13 protein-coding genes and 3 pseudogenes are annotated in these 17,424 nt (G+C 32.6%); 4 read left to right on the top strand and 12 right to left on the bottom strand.

Going from position 1 to position 17,424, the window contains the following annotated elements:
* Positions 1-117: 117 nt before the first annotated feature.
* The 6 genes and pseudogenes from JFU23_RS31305 to JFU23_RS00480 all read right to left on the bottom strand — a co-directional run.
* Positions 118-195, bottom strand: a pseudogene (locus JFU23_RS31305) (DM13 domain-containing protein); the annotation flags it as partial.
* Between the two features lie 266 nt (positions 196-461).
* Positions 462-3,032, bottom strand: coding sequence for a type I pullulanase (pulA, locus tag JFU23_RS00500; protein WP_201031069.1), 2,571 nt, complete (start codon positions 3,030-3,032; stop codon positions 462-464).
* Between the two features lie 516 nt (positions 3,033-3,548).
* Positions 3,549-5,252 carry a M4 family metallopeptidase gene (locus tag JFU23_RS00495; protein WP_033709145.1) on the bottom strand — a complete coding sequence of 568 codons (1,704 nt, stop codon included), beginning with the start codon at positions 5,250-5,252 and terminating at the stop codon, positions 3,549-3,551.
* A gap of 684 nt (positions 5,253-5,936) precedes the next feature.
* Complete coding sequence (locus JFU23_RS00490; protein ID WP_201031068.1) at positions 5,937-7,883, bottom strand: bifunctional metallophosphatase/5'-nucleotidase; 1,947 nt, start codon at positions 7,881-7,883, stop codon at positions 5,937-5,939.
* A gap of 556 nt (positions 7,884-8,439) precedes the next feature.
* Positions 8,440-8,955, bottom strand: a complete 516-nt coding sequence (locus tag JFU23_RS00485) for a DinB family protein (protein ID WP_201031067.1) — start codon at positions 8,953-8,955, stop codon at positions 8,440-8,442.
* Positions 8,956-9,039: 84 nt separating this feature from the next.
* Positions 9,040-9,192, bottom strand: coding sequence for a hypothetical protein (locus tag JFU23_RS00480; protein ID WP_201031066.1), 153 nt, complete (start codon positions 9,190-9,192; stop codon positions 9,040-9,042).
* 299 nt (positions 9,193-9,491) lie between these two features.
* Between JFU23_RS00480 and secY the strand changes: the two genes are divergently transcribed.
* Both secY and JFU23_RS00470 read left to right on the top strand, forming a co-directional pair.
* Positions 9,492-10,796: a preprotein translocase subunit SecY gene (gene secY, locus JFU23_RS00475; RefSeq protein ID WP_201031065.1), complete on the top strand. Its 1,305-nt coding sequence runs from the start codon at positions 9,492-9,494 to the stop codon at positions 10,794-10,796.
* Between the two features lie 81 nt (positions 10,797-10,877).
* The gene (locus JFU23_RS00470) at positions 10,878-11,321 is read left to right on the top strand and encodes a carboxymuconolactone decarboxylase family protein (protein ID WP_201031064.1); all 444 of its coding nucleotides are present in this window, start codon (positions 10,878-10,880) and stop codon (positions 11,319-11,321) included.
* Between the two features lie 203 nt (positions 11,322-11,524).
* Here JFU23_RS00470 and JFU23_RS00465 read toward each other — a convergent pair whose 3' ends face one another.
* Positions 11,525-12,442: a DMT family transporter gene (locus JFU23_RS00465; protein ID WP_201031063.1), complete on the bottom strand. Its 918-nt coding sequence runs from the start codon at positions 12,440-12,442 to the stop codon at positions 11,525-11,527.
* 148 nt (positions 12,443-12,590) lie between these two features.
* On the opposite strand from JFU23_RS00465, the gene pdxR reads away from it, so the two are divergent.
* Positions 12,591-14,030, top strand: coding sequence for a MocR-like pyridoxine biosynthesis transcription factor PdxR (gene pdxR / locus JFU23_RS00460; RefSeq protein ID WP_201031062.1), 1,440 nt, complete (start codon positions 12,591-12,593; stop codon positions 14,028-14,030).
* A 340-nt stretch (positions 14,031-14,370) separates the two neighbouring features.
* On the opposite strand, the gene JFU23_RS00455 is transcribed toward pdxR, so the two are convergent.
* The 4 genes and pseudogenes from JFU23_RS00455 to JFU23_RS00440 all read right to left on the bottom strand — a co-directional run bounded on the left by JFU23_RS00455 (position 14,371) and on the right by JFU23_RS00440 (position 16,468).
* Complete coding sequence (locus tag JFU23_RS00455; protein WP_201031061.1) at positions 14,371-14,793, bottom strand: DUF3995 domain-containing protein; 423 nt, start codon at positions 14,791-14,793, stop codon at positions 14,371-14,373.
* A gap of 158 nt (positions 14,794-14,951) precedes the next feature.
* Entirely contained in the window at positions 14,952-15,485 is a 534-nt protein-coding gene (locus JFU23_RS00450) for a TetR/AcrR family transcriptional regulator (protein WP_002085377.1), read from the bottom strand.
* Between the two features lie 230 nt (positions 15,486-15,715).
* Positions 15,716-16,212, bottom strand: a pseudogene (locus JFU23_RS00445) (DUF421 domain-containing protein).
* Positions 16,196-16,468, bottom strand: a complete 273-nt coding sequence (locus tag JFU23_RS00440) for a Rossmann-fold NAD(P)-binding domain-containing protein (protein ID WP_201031060.1) — start codon at positions 16,466-16,468, stop codon at positions 16,196-16,198. Before JFU23_RS00440 ends, JFU23_RS00445 begins: the two are co-directional and overlap by 17 nt.
* Before the next feature lie 127 nt (positions 16,469-16,595).
* On the opposite strand from JFU23_RS00440, the pseudogene JFU23_RS30375 reads away from it, so the two are divergent.
* Positions 16,596-16,837 (top strand): annotated as a pseudogene (locus tag JFU23_RS30375) (hypothetical protein).
* Positions 16,838-16,872: 35 nt separating this feature from the next.
* Here JFU23_RS30375 and JFU23_RS00435 read toward each other — a convergent pair.
* Complete coding sequence (locus JFU23_RS00435; RefSeq protein ID WP_000290880.1) at positions 16,873-17,076, bottom strand: hypothetical protein; 204 nt, start codon at positions 17,074-17,076, stop codon at positions 16,873-16,875.
* Between the last annotated feature and the right edge of the window lie 348 nt (positions 17,077-17,424).

Raw genomic sequence — 17,424 nt, 5'->3', positions numbered from 1 at the left:
CCTTTAGAAGTTAGTGTAAAAATGCACATACTATTACATACAAGTGAGTTACTAACATATCGTATTTAAAATAGAGAAAAGACACCATTTAAGGTGTCTTTTCTCTATTTTAATTCCATATACTTTTGCATCTTTGCTATTTTTTAAACGATTTGTAGGAATTAATACAACTCGAACATCTAGCCCGTTAGATGTTCGAATATATAATAAAAATTATATAAATTAAGAATGTGCTTCAGATAATTTTATAAATAAATACAAAGATATCTTCTCCTCCTACTGTTTCAATAGCAATAATCTCTTGTCTATTTTCGTTATTAAATTGTAATATAATTACAGTATGTGAAATTATATTACTTTAACTTTAAAAGCGAAGTGAAAACAACCTTCACTTCGCTTTTTTCATTTGCAATCCCTATTCAATTTGCTCAATTCAGTATATACTTTCACATTATTTGCTTTTATTTAATCGGTTTCTCTGTTTTTAAAACTAGTGAACTTAATGCAGGAACTTTAATTTTATTGTCATGGACAACGTAAAGTGTTTTACTTCCCGCCTGATTCTCGTTTACTAGCACTTTCCATGGACCTTTCGATGGAAGTGTTATGTCAACGGCTTCCCTATTTGCATTGTGAGCCACCATAAAGTATTCGCTTTTATTCCCACTTCCCTTTCCATCTATTGTATAAGCTACAACATTTTTGGGAACATCGATAAAAGCTACATACTTTTTAATTTGCTCTGCAGAAGTCATACGAAAAGCTGGGTATTTTTTGCGTAAATCTATTAAGCCCTTCATATACTCTACTTCATTATTAAATGCTGCACGGCGTAACCAATCCATCTGGTTAATAGAATCAGGAGATTTGTAACTATTATGATCACCATATTTTGTGCGCATAAACTCTTGTCCTGCATGTAAGAATGGAATACCTTGTGATGTTAATAAAATAGAAGAAGATAATTTATGCATTTGTTTTCGCATTTCTTCACTGTCACCTGAATTAGTCAACTCAAGTTTATCCCATAAAGTATGATTGTCATGTGCTTCCACATAAGTTAGCACCTGCTCCGGATCTTGATAAGTAGACGAATTTGTATCATAGTCAATACCGGCTGTAATGCCTTTTTTAATACGGTCTTCCATGTTTTGCTTTCCATTTACAAAACCATTTTCTTTCTCCTCAAATACACTACCTTTCAATCCATCACGAATATTATCGTTAAAATGAGCAATCCCTTTCATTTTCTCCGCATTTTTTTGATTTGCTTTCAATTCAGCTGCAAGAGGTGTATTTAAATCCCAGCCTTCTCCATGCAGAATAATAGAAGGATTAATTTGATTAACAGCTTTACGTATCTCATTCATCGTTTCATAATCATGAATACCCATTAAATCAAAACGGAACCCATCTAAATTGTATTCTTTTGCCCAGTATGTGACGGAATCTACCATAAATTTTCTCATCATCTTTCGTTCTGAAGCGGTATCATTCCCTACTCCAGTTCCATTTGCTAATGTTCCGTCTTCATTATAACGATAATAGTAACCTGGAACTAACTTATGAAAATTTGATTCAGCGGCATTATACATATGGTTATATACTACGTCCATCACAACACGAAGATTATTATCATGCAATGTTTGAATCATTTGCTTTAATTCAGTTATTCGAACAGTTGGCTCAAAAGGATTTGTAGAATAGGAGCCCTCTGGGACGTTGAAATTTTTCGGGTCATATCCCCAGTTATATTGTGGTTCATTTAAATTCTCTTCATTTACTGAAGCATAATCAAATATCGGTAAAAACTGAACGTGAGTAACACCAAGATCTTTCATATGATCAAGTCCTGTTTTTACACCTTCAGGCCCTTTTGTTCCTTTTTCTGTTACACCTAAATATTTTCCTTTTTGCTTAATACCACTTTCAGGTTGAATGGAAAGATCGCGTACATGCAATTCATAAATAATAGCATCTTCCGGATTTTTAAATTTTGGCTTTTTATTTGCTTTCCATTTTTTCGGATTTGTTTCTTCTAAATCAACAACTGCACCTTTATCTCCATTTACAGAAGCAGCACGCACATACGGATCAACCGCTTCAGTCCACTTATCCCCAATTTTCACCTTATACGTATAAAAGAGACCTTTTTGGTTCCCTTTAAGTTCTGCTTTCCAAGTTCCCTTTTCACCTTGTTGCATGTTTATTTCAGTACCTATTTTATCGCTCCATTTTTTATATGTAACTAACTTCACTTCACTCGCAGTAGGAGCCCATAAACGGAACTTTGTATGTTGCGGAGTATATATATTCCCTAAATCATTACCACCATAATAAAATAAATTATCAAATTCCTCGCTACGAATGACTTTACCGATTTCAGTATTCGCATCAGCTAAGTTTGCTATTTTAACTTTGTATGTTTGTTTTAAATCAATTTTCTGTTCCGTAATTATTTTAACCTTATTAGTAATATCTCCACTATTTTTATCATAAGGACTAATCCCCTTAATTTTAACGCCTTCAATTTCAATTTTCTGTTCCTTAATATTAAACGGAATATTAGTATTTATAGTGATTTCATTAAAACTATCAATAGTAGCTTTTTGAATAGAGAGATCAGAAGAAGGCTTAGAATCATATACTTTTTCATCACCCGAAAGGATCCATACTTCAGCACGACCATCCCTTATATTTTCAACCCAGTGATCACCTCCATCTTTTTCCCATTCATTGGTACGAACTATAAACCCTACACGATTATAGTCACCATCTATTTTTATCTTAGCGTATTTTCCAAATTCATCTTCACCAGTAAATTCATAAGATTTACCGTTTGCATTTTCTCCCCATACCCAAAGATTCCAGTCTTTTGTATTTCCAGATTTCTCTTTGTAATGAATGATAACTTCAGTTGTTTTCGAATTTGAAACTGCCTTCACACTCTGAAAAGAGAAAACAGATGATAACATAACGATTATGGTCAGTAATAAAAACGATTTGTTAATTAATTTTTTTGTAATTTGCACCCCATACACCCTTTCTTTAAATATTACGAACAATTTATTATGCTCATACTACGAAACACGGTTTAAATTAATCTAGGAATCTCTTTTACTTCACCTCCATATTGGCTATTTTTACGTATGTATTTCAATGATCTTTTATACGAAAATCAAATATAAGATGGAAACAACCCTTACGAAAACGTTTGCATTAAAACTCAAAAAAATAGATTTGTTTATTCCTTCTTATATTTGTAAATACTAAAAGATCAGGGAAATCATTTTAAAGCAATCGTTTGTTATCGCTTTCATTTTATAGCACTTACTATTAAAAGGTCAATATATTATTAATTTTCTGTTTTTATATCCTTGAAATCTTATATATTTGTCATAACTTATTGAAGATAGATGCCTGATTATTGCTTAGTAATTTTATTTTCACTAATACATTGCTACGTAAAAAATAAGCTAATATCCTTAAAATGATATTAGCTTATTTTCATAATGTATTAATATATGAATGAGAACTATATTTCTAACTTACTTAATTTTTGCTGCATCAAATGCTTTTTGCACTGCTTGAACTTCAGCTGTATTCGCACCATATTTATTAGTTGCCACTCGAATACATGCTGATTTCAATTCTTTGAAATTAGATGTCATGTTTAACTCATCTGTATTTGCATAATAGAAAATATCAAACATTTTATCTTCACCAATTCCTTTAACAGTTACCCCGTTATGCGTTCCACCTTTTGCAATGAGATACGCAACTTTATTAATAATGCTTGAATTAAAATGAACGCCACCTTGATCCCATCCATTAAAATCGTTAAATTCACTGTAATCATCTGGATACGGTACTCCAAGTGAAGATGGAACAGAAGCTGGGTTTTCCATATCACGGAAAACAGATCCAGTTTGTTCTCCCATTGTCCAGTTAAAGCTTCCATTATTTACGTATTTCTCAATAGATGTTCCCATAATATCAGATAGCGCTTCATTAATCGCACCAGATTCACCGTAATATTCAAGATTAGATTCGCTAGAAGTAACAGCATGTGTAAATTCATGTCCAGCTACGTCATATGCCTTGACAATAGGATCACCATATACAAGCATACTTCCATTATTAGCACTTAATGCATTTTGCCAATTTTTCGGATCGTTCGTATCTTCAGAATCCCAAGCATGTACAACTGAAACTACCTTTTGTCCCTTATTATCAAAACTATTACGCTTGTATTTATCTTTATAAAAATCAAATACCTTTGTTGCTAAGTAATGAGCACTTACTGCTTTTGGATCGTTAAATGTTGTTGAAGTGCTAGTTGCTAGTGTACCAGGATAATAGCTTTCTTCTTTAGTAATATCTCTGTAATTCACATCATATGTTTCAATTCCTTGCCCTCTTGTATAATCAGCAAGTGCATATTTGCCATTACTTTGTTTAGAAATACCAAATGAACGAGATATACCTAAATCATCTTTTCCTGTTCCAGTTAATGATGTAAGACTACTTTTTTTACTTTCCTTTAAAGCTCCAACTAGTTTTTCACTTGCTTTTAAGTTAGATTCTTGTACCATATTTTTTAACATATCACCATTTTGTGCATTTACTAAATAAGTTCCTGAAACATAGTTTGGTGTTGCCGCTTCAAAGGTAACTTGGTATGCATTGCTAGCTTGTCCATTATTTTCATCAACAAAAATAACTTCCTTAACTTCTGGCTCAGAAATAAACTTGATATCGTTCCCGTACTTCGTATAAATATATTGTTTCGCTCCATCTTTTGATAGATTAATAGGCTTTTTCAATTCTTCTTGTTTTAAATTTTGCGCGCTATCGCCTGAAACACTTTTAATAACACCCTTATTATCTACGTGTGCAGTTAATTGATGGCCATATACTTCTTTTCCTTCGTATGTTTGCTGCATACGCACAAGTGTTGTTCCATCATACGAACCACGTTTTTGAAGAACTTTATAATCTACTCCTGTTTCTCCATTGACTTGATTTGGAGAAAGAGCTTGTTCAGCTTTCTCCTTAAGAGCATCTTTTACTACATTTTCTGGTGCTTTTTGTGACGGTTGTGTAAGTTCACCTGAACGGAATGAGTCCTCCTGAATTTGAACTTGAAGTTGATCTGTTTCCTCTGCATGACCTATTCCGTATGGTGCCACAGCTGTTAAAGCTAATCCTGTTGTTAATGCTACTTTAGTTAATGTCTTTGTGTTTTTCATTTTTTCACCTCGTATAATTTTTGAAATAGAAAGCTTGTACAAAGTATACTGTCTATTTATGTCGAAAAAAGAGAAAATACAAAATTTATGTAATATTATGCAAAATTACATATATGTGGTCGATAAAATAAAAAATGAGCCCTTTTAGGTGCTCATCCAATTGGTTAGTCGTTAATTATCTATATTCATTCTAATCAAAGTACACTTATATCTTATTAACAACATAAAAAACCACTCTTTACTATTTTAAGAATTGTAGTCAAATACTTTAGTGAGGCAACGCATATACAAGTTAGATTTTTCAATGTAATTTTGTTATTTAGTCTATAGCTGCATGGATTGTAACGTTTTGAGACTGCTGAAGTCTTATATGAGTTTCAGGCTTTTTTATCTTGTCAAAAATATCTTTCAAAGATAAATTTGTCTCCCCATTTAAATATAGAAAAGGACATATCTATTGCATGTTATTAACTTAAGGTATGTTCTTTTAAAGCATATTATAAATATACATAGTGAGAAATGAAACAATAATTATTCAAATGAAAAATCCCCTAAATTTTCAAAGCGATTCAGGGGATTTTTTACCGATGATTCTCTATATTTCCATACCGATCACAAACTTTTTTAGGATAATGGTATGTCCAAGTTTAATAGTTTTTTGCACGAGAGCCATCTTTTTTATATTTATTTAATTATCCTACTAAGTTTTTTGTAAAATTCACCTTTTCTTTTTACATGATTAAACTGATTTGGATTAATATTAGCTTTTTGTGAGAGTGCTACAATCTCTTCTTTTGTAATTGAATCTTTAGTATTTATAGATGCTATATTTGTATATTTTCCATCTTCTGTTTTTGGAATTTCTAAAATCCCTTTATTTACAAGATCAACTACAGCCTTATGCTCTGAAGAATGTGTATCTACACCAGTAATTTTCCAATTATGCATAACTTTTGGCGTGTATACACCGTTCTTTACCTCTTTTAAATATGTAATAGCAAGGTTACGAATGGTTCCACCTGTTTCTCCGAATGCATTCTCTTGTTTAGATGACCAAGTTTGTTCAAATTTACGTCCCTCTAAAGCTCCCCCTTTTGCCTGAAGAGCCTCCATTCTATACGCATTCATTCCTAGCGTCATAACATCGCTCATTTTGATTGGTTTATTTGTACGAATAGAGCGTAAATTTGTAATTCTACTACCATATGGTTTTGTTAAGTCAATTTCGTATTTTACCCCTCCAAAGAAATCGTTCGTACTGTATTTAGACGCACGACGATTTTTATCAAAGCTAACTGTTACATCTCCGGCACGAGATGAGTTAAAATATCCTGCTGCCCATTCCATATAGTCTTTTAAATCTTTTCCAGTTATCTTATATACTGTAATTTCTCCCAAAGCATATTGATAATTATAAGCAATATCTTTCTTCTTTATAGGACCTATATCCAAACGGGCATAATCATTATCAATTTGATGGGCTACTACATCCGCCTTACTGTAATGGAGCATGACTTCATGAAAGAAATCTGATAAAGGTGTCTCTTGAATCTGCACACTTGGAATATCCTTTATTTCATTTTGAGGAACAAGGTTTCTACCCTTTAATCGGGCGACTACAACATTTGCATCTCCTCTCGCATACTCATGAAAAGGTGTTAATGTTTCTTCAAGTGTAGAATCAGATAATACTGTAGTTCCATCAGCATTTTTTACAGGTATAGCGGTAGCTGTTTTATCTTTTAAAACAAGCTTCCCATCTTGCTTTGTAAAAGTAAGGTCAATACGTGAAATATGCGTTCCGTATTTATCTGGTTCTGTAATAATTACGCCATTTACAACTTCTTTTTTTACAAGTTTATGCATATGAGCCGCAAAAATAGCGCTTAGTTCCGGACAAGCATTCGCAATATCTTGAACACCAGTACCTGGGATTCCATTCTCATTTTCTAGTCCCATATGCATAACCCCTACCATTACATCTACTTTATCTTCTAATTCTTTAATAGCCTTTTTTGTCTCTTCTACTGGATTTTTCACTACTAAACCATCCAAATGATCTGTCCCTTTTTCAAAATCACTAATCATTGGTGTATTCATACCAATAATCCCGACTTTAATTCCACCTTTTTCAACAATCGTATATGCAGGAAGAAAACGCTCTCCATTTTCCTTATAAATATTTCCTGCTAACGTCTTTCCCTTGTATTGCTCACTAACTTTTTTCAATGTATCTAATCCAAAGTTGAATTCATGATTTCCAAATGCCCAGGCGTCATATCCCATTGTATTCATTGCTACCATCATTGGCGATTGTGGCTTATCGTTGAATAATTCTACTGAGTTTCCTTGAATTGTATCCCCGGCATCTACTAATATGGTATTTGGATTTTCTTGACGTACCTTCTTTATAACCGTATAAAGCTGCGTCAAACTTCCACTCATATTTGCTCCATCAAGCGCATAATCCCAAGGCATAAATCTACCATGAATATCTGCAGTACCTAACAATGTAATATTAACATTAGATTCCTCAGCCTTAGAAATAGCTGGTTTGACTGTTACTGCTGTTACAAGAAGCATAAGAATAATAAAATTGCATACATAGTTCTTCCATTTCAGTTTTTGCATAATAACAATATTTCTCCCCTTTTTGTACTGTCATAAAGTTGCTTGAACTTTAAAAATGTAACTTATTATTCAGAGAAATTCAACTACAAAAGATAATTTTGGAGGTGGTTTTGCTGTGAAAATATAGAGAATAAAATGCATATATCCCCTAACAGAATAGTATTTTATCGTTTTCTAATAAAATACTTCTTCCTCCAACGTGTGAAGAGCGCTAAACCCACGGTAGATGTATACGTACTTTCAAAATTTTGGACATACAACTCATTTTCGGATTTTATTTCTAATTTTTTCCTTCTATATGAAAATACTGAGATCAATTCCAAAAATAATAACCCCGCTCTTCATTTAAGACGGGGTTACACTTATACAGCAAATCGGATTCAGATTTTTTTCAAATGTTCGTTTCCTCTTCAGGAGTAAAATCTGCTAGTTTCGTATTTTTTTCTGCTTATTGGTTGCTTTCAACTAAATTCATCATAATTTTAATCAGGACTTGTATTTTATCACTCGAATCCTTGATGCTATCCCAAATCGCTCAATAAATAGATAATGATTTTTACTTTTCAACTCCACAAAGCAATTTGACCTCTTTGATTTGTTCTATATGACGCTGTTCATGCAAATAGATTAATTCTATCCACTGATCAAGAAATAATTCTCCAAGAGCTGGATGCATCACTGATTTTTTTACCAATTTAGATTCATCTTCTATTGTACTCAGAAAACGCATCAATTCTTTTCTAGAGTCGTTTAACAAATCAACCATTTGCAGCACTTCAAATGGTTCTATACTTGGTTCAATCATTTCTGGTGCTATAAATTTTATCGATCTATCTAACAAAATAGTGTGAATTTCTTTACGCTCATTTAAGATACTATCCACCTTTTTTAATCCCGATGAAATAACTGTTATAACTCTCTCATCTAATAAAACTAAGTGATGACAAACTTGTGCTATACTCCATTTATCCTTATCTGGTTTCCTATTAAATTGAGCATCACTTAACAAAGTAATTTCCTCAAATAATTGATTTCTAGTTTCATAAAACTTGTCATTTACAAATGTATTCATGTGAATTCTCCTTTCATTAGAACCTACATACTTAGATTCCTACGCTAGAAATATTCTCTATGGAAAAAAGATTTTCCTTCACTATTATTCCAATCCAATCTTTTCTTTCTTTAGTAGGTTCTCTAATTCATGCTGAAACGTACGAGTTCTCTCAACATCCTTGAAGATTTCCTTGAGGTTATTATGCGCTACAGCTACATCATAATACTTTCCACGGAATCCCTTCAACATAACCACATAAAACGTTCCTAATTATCAATCTAGCATTAAATATATGTAAAAAATCACTCTATTCATTCATTTTTAATGCTTATGTATGTACATTTGTTAATTTATTAGTTATATTATGGGTATTGAATGATTACGAAAAGTCAATAAATCGCTTGTATAACACCTTATATTTTTATATCCGCGAAAACTACAAAATGTATAAAATTCCATTTGTCAAATGAATTTAATGCGGAAGGAGGTTTGTGGTTACTTCATCGGGATATAATAATCAGTTTTGAACTGATAAAAATATAGGAGGCGACATAATGTTTCGTACGATTTCAAATTTCATGAGAGTAGCTGAGATAAGAAACAAAATTCTTTTTACACTAGCGATGCTAATTGTTTTTCGCATTGGCACGTTTATTCCAGTTCCTCATACTAACGCAGAGGTATTAAAAGTACAAGATCAAGCAAACGTTTTAGGTATGCTAAACGTATTTGGCGGAGGAGCACTGCAACACTTCTCAATCTTTGCTGTAGGTATCACACCATATATTACAGCTTCTATCATTGTACAATTACTACAAATGGACGTTGTACCTAAATTTACAGAATGGGCAAAGCAAGGAGAAATGGGCCGTAAGAAATCAGCTCAATTTACTCGATACTTTACAATCATTCTCGCATTTATACAATCCATTGGGATGTCTTATGGTTTTAATAATATAGCAGGTGGACAATTAATTACAGATCAAAGCTGGACTACATACTTATTTATTGCGACAGTTTTAACTGCTGGTACTGCATTTTTACTTTGGTTAGGTGAACAAATTACCGCTAATGGCGTTGGTAATGGAATCTCAATGATTATCTTCGCAGGACTTGTTGCGGCGATTCCAAATGTCGCTAATCAAATTTATTTGCAACAATTCCAAAACGCAGGCGATCAGTTATTTATGCACATAATAAAAATGGTTTTAATTGGACTCGTAATTTTAGCGATAGTTGTTGGTGTTATTTACATTCAACAAGCTGTTCGAAAAATACCGATTCAATATGCAAAAGCTGTTTCAGGAAACAATCAATATCAAGGAGCAAAAAATACTCATTTACCTCTTAAAGTAAATAGTGCAGGTGTAATTCCTGTTATCTTTGCTTCAGCCTTTTTAATGACGCCGCGTACAATTGCGCAGCTCTTCCCTGATTCAAGCGTATCTAAATGGATAATTGCGAATCTTGATTTTGCACATCCGTTTGGAATGGCGCTTTATGTGGGTCTTATCGTTGCCTTCACATATTTCTACGCGTTTATTCAAGTAAATCCTGAACAAATGGCTGAGAATTTGAAAAAGCAAAACGGATATGTCCCGGGTATTCGCCCAGGTAAATCTACAGAACAGTATGTAACAAAAATTTTATACCGTTTAACATTTATCGGTGCGATTTTCTTAGGAGCAATTTCAATATTACCACTTGTATTTACAAAAATCGCTACATTACCACCATCTGCTCAAATCGGTGGTACAAGTTTACTAATCATCGTAGGTGTTGCATTAGAAACGATGAAGACGTTAGAAAGTCAACTTGTGAAGCGTCATTATAAAGGTTTTATAAAAAAAGTGAATTAATTACAAAAACACACTAGAAGTCACAATAGCGACCTAGTGTGTTTTTATTATAAAAACTTATAATAACGGAGGTTTTGTCTTATGAGTCAAAGAATGTCTTATTATGATATTTCGCCTGATGGTATGAAAATTATGATGGATATGGAGAAATACACGAAGAAATCTTCAATTAATCGAGCTGTTAGAGAGCTTATAAAAATTAGAGTCTCTCAAATTAACGGCTGTGCTTATTGTATCGATATGCATACTTCTGACGCCCGAAAATTGGGTGAAACCGAGCAAAGAATTTATTGCTTAAATGCTTGGGATGATTGTGATTTTTATACTCCTGAAGAAAAAGTTGTTTTGGAACTATCGGAGCATATTACTCTCATTCCTACTAAAGGAGTTCCTGAAAATCTATACAGCCGAGTACGTGAGCACTTTGACGAAAAACAATATGTTGACCTTGTGTTAATCATTAATCAAATAAACAGTTGGAATCGAATTTCTATCGCGATGGGCAATACCGTAATAAAAAAATAACACTCATCCACCAAACAATATGCGACCGATTTAGTTAAGTGTAAAATAAAATACACCCTATATAAAAACACAGTTGGTTATTTCTCCAACTGTGTTTTTGATTTTACTATCTCTAATCTGTTAATCATTTTCTTCAAATTAACTATTTTTCCTTCTAAATTTCGAATACGTTTCCCTCAGTTTTCCACATCATTAAACTTTAACTACATCTCTTTTTTTAACAACCTTCCTTGCTTAAAATAAACTCCAAGTGTAGAACGATTCGCTAAAAATACACCAATCAAGATTAAACAAGCTCCAATTCCCATTGCAGGATTTAATGGTTCTCCTAATACAAAATAACCTACAATAACAGCAATTAACGGAGATACATATAACCACGTTGATGGAAATACAGGATTTGTTTTTGATAAAAGCCAGTAATATAAACCGTGTCCACCGATAGATCCTACAAATATGAGATATAAAATTGGCCATTGTACATTCCAAGATGTTAAGATTATTAGATTAGGCTGTTCCATTACGATAGATACAATTAACAACAAAACTCCTCCATAAAACATTTGAATGCCGTTAATGAGAAATGGTGATACGTTAGGTAAATCTGAAAGTATCTCTTTAGAACGAATAGAACCTATTCCATAAAACAACTCTCCTACTAATATAACAAGGCAAGCGATACTCCATATGAATGTAAGTTCTTGATGCATTCCAGGTAAAGAAATGCAAAAAACACCAAGGAGTGCTATAACTAAAGCGACAAGTTGTTCTTTTTGCAATTTTGTTTTATTTCTCTTTGATTGTAATAGCAAGATCATCATTGGACCCGTAGCAGATAGAACTGCAGCTAATCCAGAAGAAATATATTGTTCAGCCCAGTAAAGGGTCGCGAATGTCATAAATGTTAAACAAAAACCAGCATATATAATACGTTTCGATAATAAGTAAGGCATAATATCCTTTCGCTTTAATTTAAAAATAATAATGAGAATAAGGCCCGCCAAAAAGAAACGAATTCCAGCTGAAAATAATGGTGGTGCCCCCGCTTCTATTCCAATTTTTATCGTTAAAAATGTCGTTCCAAAAATAATACATACTAAAATATAATTTAAAATGACCATTTTCCTTCCTCCTTTTTACTCTTGAAATGAGTATAGAGGAAATGGTGTATAACAGTGTATCCGCGCATATAACAGTTGAATAAAAATATAGTTGATTGTCAGGATGTTTTTCGCTTTAATTAAATTAAAAAGAAAAACAGGTGATTTTATGAAGATAGTACTACGTAAAGAATCCAACATACCATATTACCAACAAATATATATGCAAATTGTTGAGAGAATTCAAAGCGGGATGCTTTCACATGGCGATTACCTCCCTTCTTTACGTTCTATGGCCGATGATTTACAAATTAGTTTATTAACTGTTCGTAAAGCTTATAAACAGTTAGAAACGAAAGGTTATATACGAATTGAACAAGGAAAAGGTGCCTATATACATAAACGTGTGAATAAAGATTTCAAACCAATTCCATATCAATGGCAACAAACGAAATCCATTAATGTTATGCGTTCTCAATATGTGATGAACCAACACCGTAAATATTTCGATTTTTCACAGGCGGTCCTTTATCCGCGTTTATTACCAAATCCGTTTCTTTCAGATGAAATGCACAAATTACTTAATAAAGATCAAATGATACTAGCAACTTACGGACCTGTTCAAGGAGCTAAAGAACTTAGAGTGGAAATAACAAACTACTTAAAAGAACACCAACAAGTAGTTACAGATCCATCTCAATTATTAATTACAAGTGGTGCCCAGCAAGGAATCGATTTAATCGCCCAAACATTATTAAAGCCTGGAGACATAGTGTTAGTAGAAAGTCCGTGTTATGGAGCGGCGCTTGATGTATTTGTTAATAAAGGAGTTCAAATTATCCCTGTTAGTCTTGATAACAACGGCATTCGCTCAGATTTAATCGATGATATTTGTCAAAGAAAGAATCCTGTTTTGTTATATGTGAATCCTACTTTTCAGAATCCAACGGGCACAGTAATGAGTAAAGAAAGGAGAATGGAACTTGTAGAACTAGCAGAGCTTTATCAATTTTTCATTTTAGAGGATGATTCTTTCGGAGAGATATATTTTGAGGATTTTAAAATTCCTCCTCCAATAAAAAGCTTTGATACAAATGGTCATGTTATATATTTAAAAGGATTTAGTAAAACGTTGGCACCAGGTCTTCGCATCGCGGCACTTGCAGCTGAAGGTCCTATCTTTGAATGGTTATACGCCGTGAAGGCTTCGATGGATATTGGTAGTCCCTTATTGACACAAAAAGCACTACTTCCTTTTTTACGAGCGGAACGAATGAAAAATCATTTAGAAAAATTACGGACTGCTTTACAAATTAGACGCGATTTAACAATTGATATATTATCTCCATTAAAAGAATTAGAATTTGAAATACCTAATGGAGGATTTAACTTATGGGTTACACTCCCTCAGTCAATCGATCCTTTTACATTATTACAAAAAGCGAATGAAGTTGATGTTTCTTTTTTACCCGGCACAGCTTGTCTGTTAAGCCATGAAACTCAATATAATCATTTGCGAATTAGTTATTCAATGTTAAATGAAAAAGATATGTTGATTGGATTAGAAAGATTACATGATACAATTGCCAAGTTTAAATCATTCATGTAAACTCCAAAACAACAACTAACCTCTTATTCACACAATAAAAAACCAACACTTTAAAATTTTATTAAAAGTCAAGATATAAGCTGAACCTATTATTAATAGTGAATTCTTATCTAATGTCATACATTATATGTATAAAAATTAAAAGGATAGAAGAGCTTGAATAAATTCGCCCTATCTATCCTCTTTTTAAACACAAATGACTAATCATAGTGGACTTCGCTGTCAACAGAACCTGTATTGCTCTATTGCTATGCTCAAACTTCTTTTTATTGCTACTTGTTCAATAAGAGGTGTTTTCTTCCTGCATGAAATTTATTTTATAGGGAATTCATTATACTTATTAAAACAACAACATGATATAGACAAAACCAAAGAATAAACATAATGGACTATAGAACCAAGTGTCATATCTAGCAAACTGAGAATGTTTAATTTTTTTGAAAAATCCAACAAACTTAAAATCACCAATTGCCCTAACAATGAAAACTAAAGCACAGACAATACTTCCGATTTTAGATAAACTATTTGCTTCGAACCCCTGCAAATAACCTAATTGAACAACAATAATGACACTAGCTAATAGAATAAGAATGGCTACGAATAATGTTCCCCATATTCTCGGAGTAAAAGCAGGCTTATGTTCTCCCTCTTTTACTGGGATAACAGCAGCAGAACCCCATCGACCTCCAAAAGCCCAATAAATATGCAAAAAACTGATAAACCACAGAAGCCCCACAGCTACTACTATTAATAGTAATTTCATTTATTCGCCCCCAATTTCGTAACTTCAAAGATAACATACACTACCGTATGTTATAGTGAAAATTTTGTCCCTTCAGGTTTTATAACCATATTAGGGACATTTATTATCGAATAATCAATTATGCCTCAGCATAATTGCGTCCGGAGGCTTTACTTTTTTCAGTGGATGTTTGGACACCCGCTGAAAGAAGTTAAAAGCTCAACCATTTTATCAATATCAAAATTAGGATTTGCTTCAAACCTTGTCATCCATCCTACATACGTTAAATAGGCAAGTCTCGCTCGATCAATTGATTCAGTTTCGTCTACGCCCATTTTTTGATACAATTTTGCAACACAAGAAATTCTTTGTTCTTCTATATCTACTAAACGTGTTGCCACAACAGGATCGTATTTAGCCCAAGCATAAATACCATTCTCAATTTTTTTATCTCGATTAAAACTAATCTGTAATAGCTGTTCTAAAGAGGCATCCTGTTGCTCCATACTTTGAACAATCAGCTTTGTTGCATGTACTTCCCAAAAGTCGAGCATAGAATCTAAAAGCTCTTGATGGTCACGAAAATAGTGATAGAAGCTTCCTTTGCTTATTTTTAGCAATCGAGCAAGTGCTTCAATGCGAACTTTATGTATTCCTTCATTAGCTAATTGTTGTAATCCTACTTTTATCCAGTCTTCTCTCGTTAATTGCATATCATCTCTCCCATAAAATACGGTAGCGTATGTTTTACGTTAGATTACTACTATTCTCATTTTTTGTCAATTATTCATTCTGTTTATTTTTATGAACTTTAATGTTGTTGTTAATCGTAATATTGATTGTTATCACCCTCGGTAAATTAGAGTCCCTTCAGGATTACTGAAGGGACTCTTACGTTTGCGAAAAGTGCCTTTATGTACAAGAAGCGCTTTTCAGTCTAAAACTATTTTTTCAGATTACATTGCTCTAGAAGCTTTTCTAGCATTTCCAAAGTAACTGGTTGTGCCTTGGTAGTTAGTTGATACCCAATCCGTCCATTCGTTTCTACAGTTGCTTGTTGTAAATTCTTGATTTCATGTATACCTTTTTCTCTCAGATGCATAAATAATTGTTGTTCTGACATTTTCGCGCGTAATAAATTCTTTTTAAGATTTCTCCGTTTTCTATAACAATAATGCTATTTCCATTTAGAAACTTTTCTACTTTTCGTGATTTCAATTCAAAAAAATGAATAATAAGTAAAACACCCGCAAAAATAAACGCAGCAAAAATAGATGGGCCTACTTTCCTACTTAATATAGGTTCTACAATAATACGTCCTATAGAAACCACAATAATAATTTCAGCTCTCGTCATTTGGCTAACAGATTTACTACCTGTCAATTTTAAAACAATAATTCCAGTGAGGATTAAAATAATGCTTTCAAAAAGTATATTCATTACAGCCCAATCCTTTAATAGTGAATGTTACTAGTATTCCTATTAAAGGATTTTTATGACATTTTAAAGTATCCATTCTCTTTACGTGCCTTATTCTTTGAAGCACCTCTCTCCCAGCTAGTACTGGTAAAGCATCAACTTTCTTCATTGCTTCTACTTGTGATTCGTTACGAATCATTGCGTACACAGTATGACCTTCTTTTATTGGCATTGGTATTAAAGAACGTGCTGTTGCACCTGCTAAAAAAATTTCCAAATGTGTTTCTTCTTATTTTGAATATCATAATTGAGACGAGACATATATAAGCTATGTATAATAATCAATATGAAAGATTCATCCAAAATTAAAGCTATAATGTTGGCTAGCAACCAATAGTGATAACATGATAATTGAATTTGATGGATATGGAATTAATGAGTATGTTATTGGTCATAACTGTTCTATCAGTAAGTTAAAAAAATGTATTTTAACGTAAAAAATGAAGAGTTATCTAATGAGGAGCTTATAAATTTATTTTGTGTACGTTATCATTTTGAAAACATTCCAAAGTCATTACAAGAAGACATTAAGAGTGATGTCGTCATTGACTTAGATACGGACTATATTTATATCCCTAATAGATAACAATAACCCAGTAAACTAAAATGGTTTACTGTAACTTACGATTCAGACAAGAATTTAATAAAATAAGTAATTGCCCAAATGGAAGTCGCGAATTGAGTAACAAAATACATTGTCCATTCGAAAGAAGTCAGTTTTCTCTCTCGTTTAATCTTCTTTAAGTATCTGTAAAATATTAATGTACTCAAAAACATAAGTAATAAAGAGAATTGTTGTAAATCATCGACTATACGTACCGCCATAGACCCCCTCACCCTCCTATATAAAATATAGACTATACTTTAAGGATATCATTTTTTGGTAATGATTCCCTATATATTTAATGAAGTTAAAAAATGTTTTATGCGATATATGTGTAAAGATAATAAAGTTGTTTAATTTTGTTCTTAGAAATACATTAATCGCCTACTCATAAATTTGATGGGCGATTATTATTTTTGTTTAATAATTGCTTTATTTCACACCATTTGCAATATGCTTTATTTCAATCACGACATTAATAATAGGTTTGGTCTAAATGATTCTTGCAAGGAATCTCCTAATCTTGGACTTACTGATTTGGAAAAATAAAATTATTATGATCGTCTCAA

Source organism: Bacillus sp. TH50 (assembly GCF_016650565.1).
GTDB lineage: Bacteria > Bacillota > Bacilli > Bacillales > Bacillaceae_G > Bacillus_A > Bacillus_A mycoides.
Note: the sequence above shows the minus strand (reverse complement) of the source record. Positions and strands in the feature narration are given on the sequence as shown.